We start from the raw sequence: 3,575 nt of genomic DNA, 5'->3' as shown, positions 1-3,575 counted from the left end.
CCGCCGGCTCCTTCGGCCCGAAGGCCCGCGCCGCGTCCCGCAGCAGCGCCCTTGCGCGCGGGAACGCGCCGAGCTGCGCCATCGCGATGCCGCGCAGCGCGCGTGCCGGGGGATCGTCGCGGAGCGCGACCCGCTTCAGTGCCGCCAGCGGATCGCCGGCCGCGAGTGACCGGGCCGCGGCCGTGATCAGCGAATCCATCGCAATCCCGTCACACTTGTCACTCTCACCCGGTCCCCGCCCCGCCTTACATCGCAATCGATCCTGCAACGCCGGCAGCGGCGACAATCGATCGGGAGCTGCGGAATGACAACGTGCGCGATGGCGGAGAAGAAAGGCGCGGACGCCCTTTGGGCGCGGCGCGCCGTCGCTTGGCTCGCGTTCGCGGCCTCGCCGGCCTTTGCGCTGATGGCGTGGGTCGCGGCGGAGGACGCGTCTGGAACTGCGCTCTGCGGCTCCGGCGCACGGATCCTGCCGATCGACGGGATGACCGCGATGTACCTGCTGATGAGCCTCTTTCACCTGTCGCCCTGGCTCGGGCCGCTTTCCGGCCGCCCGCGGCGGCGCACCTGACCGAAGACCGAAGGAGACCGACATGAACCACGCAATCGTTTCGCGCCGGGAATGGCTTCAGGCCCGCGAGGCGCTGCTCGCCAAGGAGCGTGCGATGACCCACGCGCTCGATGCGCTCCGCGCCGAGCGCCGGGAGCTGCCCTGGGTCAGGGTCGACAAGCCTTATGTCTTCGAGGGGCCGGACGGCGAATGCACGCTCGGCGACCTGTTCCGCGGCCGGACCCAGCTCGCGATCTATCACTTCATGCTGACGCCGGGCTCGAACCATGTCTGCCCCGGCTGCTCGTACACCGCCGATCACGTCGACGCGGCGCGGCAGCACTTCGAGCACGCCGACCTTTCGTTCGCCGCGGTCTCGCGCGCGCCGCTCCGGCGGATCGAGGAGGTCAAGGACCGGATGGGCTGGACCTTCCCTTGGGTTTCCTCGCACGACGGCGATTTCAACTATGATTTCGGCGTCTCCTTCACGCCGGAGGACCGCGCGGCGGGGCGGGCGATCTACAATTACGGCACGGTGATCCGGAACAGCCCGGACATGTTCGGCACGAGCATCTTCGTGAAGGACGAGAAGGGCGACATCTTCCACACCTATTCGACCTATCATCGCGGCACGGAGCTGCTGATGGGCGCCTTCAACTGGCTCGACCTCACCCCCAAGGGCCGCAGCGAGACCGGCGGCACGATGGACTGGGTGCGGCTGCACGACGAATATTGACGCGGCACCCGGGTGCGACGGGCGCCCACCTCTGTCGCTTATCCCTTGCGCTAACAATGCGGGCCTGATACTTAGCCGCATGGCTCAGTGTCAGGCTTCGCTCGACGGGCTCTTCCTCGCGCTCTCCGATCCCACCCGGCGCGCCGTGCTCGCGCGGCTCGGGGAGGGACCCGCTTCCGTGAGCGAGCTCGCGCGGCCCTTCGACATGGCGCTGCCGTCCTTCCTGAAGCATGTGAGACTGCTCGAGGCGACCGGCTTCATCCGCACGCGGAAGGCGGGGCGGGTGCGCACGGCGACGCTGCGGCCGGAGGCCTTCGCCGCCGCCGAGGGCTGGCTCGCCGCGCAGCGCGCGCTCTGGGAGGCGCGCACCGACCGGCTGGAACTCTTCGTCACGAGGAAACCGGAGGGAGACCCTTCATGATGCCCGAATTCGACCCGGCGCGGGACCTTGCCATCGCGCGCGTGATCCGCGCCCCGCGCGAGACCGTCTGGCGGGCCTGGACGGACCCACGGCAGCTCGAGCGCTGGTGGGTGCCGGCGCCGGCACGCTGCCGGGTCGAGGCGCTCGAGCTCTTCCCGGGCGGTGCCTTCACCTCGCTCTATGCCGAGCCGGGGCAGGAGCTCGGCCCGCATCTCGACGCCTGCATCCTCGCCGCGGAGGCTCCCGGCCGGCTCGTCTTCACGGATGCGCTGAAGGCCGGCTTCCGCCCGGCCGCGAGCGGATTCATGACCGCGCACATCTTCCTCCGCGAGCACGCGGAGGGAACCGAATACGTCGCCCAGGTGCTCCATGCCGGCCCGGCTGACCGGGCGCGGCACGAGGAGCTCGGCTTCTTCGACGGCTGGGGCACGGTCGCCGGCCAGCTCGCCGCGCTCGTCGAGGGCCGGGCGTAAACCCGGCCCCGGCCCTCAGGCCGGCCTGCCGCCGACCGGGTTCTCCAGCGTTCCGAGACCGGTGATCTCGAGCGTCACGACGTCGCCCGGCTTCAGGTATTTCGGCGGGTCGAAGCCGAGGCCGACGCCGGCCGGCGTGCCGGTCGCGATGATGTCGCCCGGCTCGAGCGTGACGAGGGCCGAGATGGTCTCGATCAGCGTCGGGATGTCGAAGATGAGGTCGGCGACGCGCGCGTCCTGCCGCAGCTCGCCATTGACCCGCGTCGACACCCGCATCGCCGCCACGTCGGGAATCTCGTCGGCGGTGACGATGGCGGGCCCCATCGGGCAGAAGCCGTCGATGCTCTTGCCGAGGAACCATTGCTGGTGCTTCCGCTGGAGCGCGCGCGCGGTCGCGTCGTTGAGGATCGTGTAGCCGAAGACGTGGCCGTAGGCGTCCGCCTTGGAAATGCCGCTGCCGCCCCGGCCGATGACGACGGCGAGCTCGACCTCGTAGTCGAGCGTGCCGGTCGGGTCGCGCCAGGCCGGGATCGGCTCGCCCGGCCCGATCACCGCGCTCGGCGCCTTGGTGAAGATCACCGGCACCTCGGGGACGGCCTGCGCGCCGCCGGAGGAATCGAAGCCGCTGCCGTGGAATTCGTGCGCATGGTCGTAATAGTTCTTGCCGACGCACATGATGTTGCGCTCCGGCCGCGGGATCGGCGCGAGCACGCGGACGCCCTCCGGTCCGATCTCGGCGGTGCCGGCGGCGACGAGCCGCTCCACCGCGCCGCGGTGCGCGTCCCATCCGCGCACGAGCCCGAGCAGCGTTGACGGCAGGCCGCCCTCCCGCGAGAGATCGACGAACCGGCCGCTCCCGAGCGCCACGGCCGGCGTCGGCCGCCCGCCGACGGAGATGGTTGCGAGCTTCATGATACCCTCACTGGCGTCCTCTGCCGCGTGAACTCGACCATTTTGAAATTGGTGTCAACCGGACTACATTGGTTTCGACCGCCCCCGGGCGGCCGCGAAAGGAGTGACGATGGTCCAGGAATCGGACCTGCTGCTGTCCTACATCGCCCGGCAGGGCCTCGGCTCGGGCGACCGCCTGCCGCCGGAGCGCGAGCTCTCGCAGGCGCTCGGCGTGCCGCGCACGGCGCTGCGCCGGATGCTGGCGCAGCTCGAATCGCGCGGCGAGATCTGGCGCCATGTCGGCCGCGGCACCTTTCTCGGCACGCCGGCGCAGGCGCCCGACGGACATGACGGCAAGGTCGAGGAACTCACCGCCAACACCTATCCGGCCGAGGTGCTGGAGGCGCGGCTCATCATCGAGCCGGCGGCGGCGCGGCTCGCGGCGCTCCGGGCCGCGCCCGCCGATGTCGCCGCGCTCGAACGCGCGGTGCGCCGCGGCAACGA

The 3,575-nt window shown here is 71.0% G+C and carries 6 protein-coding genes and 1 pseudogene; 5 read left to right on the top strand and 2 right to left on the bottom strand.

The features are described from left to right. Window positions 1-199 (bottom strand): annotated as a pseudogene (locus E4O86_RS22515) (helix-turn-helix domain-containing protein); the annotation flags it as partial. A gap of 105 nt (window positions 200-304) precedes the next feature. Here E4O86_RS22515 and E4O86_RS22510 point away from each other — a divergent pair. From E4O86_RS22510 to E4O86_RS22495, 4 genes are all read left to right on the top strand, one after another. Then, complete coding sequence (locus tag E4O86_RS22510; protein WP_205521055.1) at window positions 305-571, top strand: hypothetical protein; 267 nt, start codon at window positions 305-307, stop codon at window positions 569-571. A gap of 22 nt (window positions 572-593) precedes the next feature. Then, on the top strand, window positions 594-1,286 hold the full coding sequence (locus E4O86_RS22505; RefSeq protein WP_161142778.1) for a DUF899 domain-containing protein: 693 nt from the start codon (window positions 594-596) through the stop codon (window positions 1,284-1,286). A 79-nt stretch (window positions 1,287-1,365) separates the two neighbouring features. After that, window positions 1,366-1,707 carry an ArsR/SmtB family transcription factor gene (locus E4O86_RS22500; RefSeq protein WP_161142777.1) on the top strand — a complete coding sequence of 114 codons (342 nt, stop codon included), beginning with the start codon at window positions 1,366-1,368 and terminating at the stop codon, window positions 1,705-1,707. Next, window positions 1,704-2,180, top strand: a complete 477-nt coding sequence (locus E4O86_RS22495; protein WP_161142776.1) for an SRPBCC domain-containing protein — start codon at window positions 1,704-1,706, stop codon at window positions 2,178-2,180. The genes E4O86_RS22500 and E4O86_RS22495 overlap by 4 nt, the downstream gene beginning before the upstream one ends. 15 nt (window positions 2,181-2,195) lie before the next feature. On the opposite strand, the gene E4O86_RS22490 is transcribed toward E4O86_RS22495, so the two are convergent. Further along, window positions 2,196-3,092, bottom strand: coding sequence for a fumarylacetoacetate hydrolase family protein (locus E4O86_RS22490; protein WP_161142775.1), 897 nt, complete (start codon window positions 3,090-3,092; stop codon window positions 2,196-2,198). A 109-nt stretch (window positions 3,093-3,201) separates the two neighbouring features. Between E4O86_RS22490 and E4O86_RS22485 the strand changes: the two genes are divergently transcribed. Beyond that, window positions 3,202-3,575: FadR/GntR family transcriptional regulator (locus tag E4O86_RS22485; protein ID WP_161142779.1), on the top strand; the 374-nt coding region annotated here is incomplete at its 3' end.

The organism is Propylenella binzhouense (assembly GCF_009866965.1).
Lineage (GTDB): Bacteria > Pseudomonadota > Alphaproteobacteria > Rhizobiales > Afifellaceae > Propylenella > Propylenella binzhouense.
Note: the sequence above shows the minus strand (reverse complement) of the source record. Positions and strands in the feature narration are given on the sequence as shown.

What these genes read in the sequence shown, in the direction of transcription:
- E4O86_RS22505 (WP_161142778.1), top strand. Translation starts at nt 594, where the DNA reads ATGAACCACGCAATCGTTTCGCGCCGGGAATGGCTTCAGGCCCGCGAG.
- E4O86_RS22495 (WP_161142776.1), top strand. Translation starts at nt 1,704, where the DNA reads ATGATGCCCGAATTCGACCCGGCGCGGGACCTTGCCATCGCGCGCGTG.
- E4O86_RS22500 (WP_161142777.1), top strand. Translation starts at nt 1,366, where the DNA reads ATGGCTCAGTGTCAGGCTTCGCTCGACGGGCTCTTCCTCGCGCTCTCC.
- E4O86_RS22490 (WP_161142775.1), bottom strand. Translation starts at nt 3,092, where the DNA reads ATGAAGCTCGCAACCATCTCCGTCGGCGGGCGGCCGACGCCGGCCGTG.
- E4O86_RS22510 (WP_205521055.1), top strand. Translation starts at nt 305, where the DNA reads ATGACAACGTGCGCGATGGCGGAGAAGAAAGGCGCGGACGCCCTTTGG.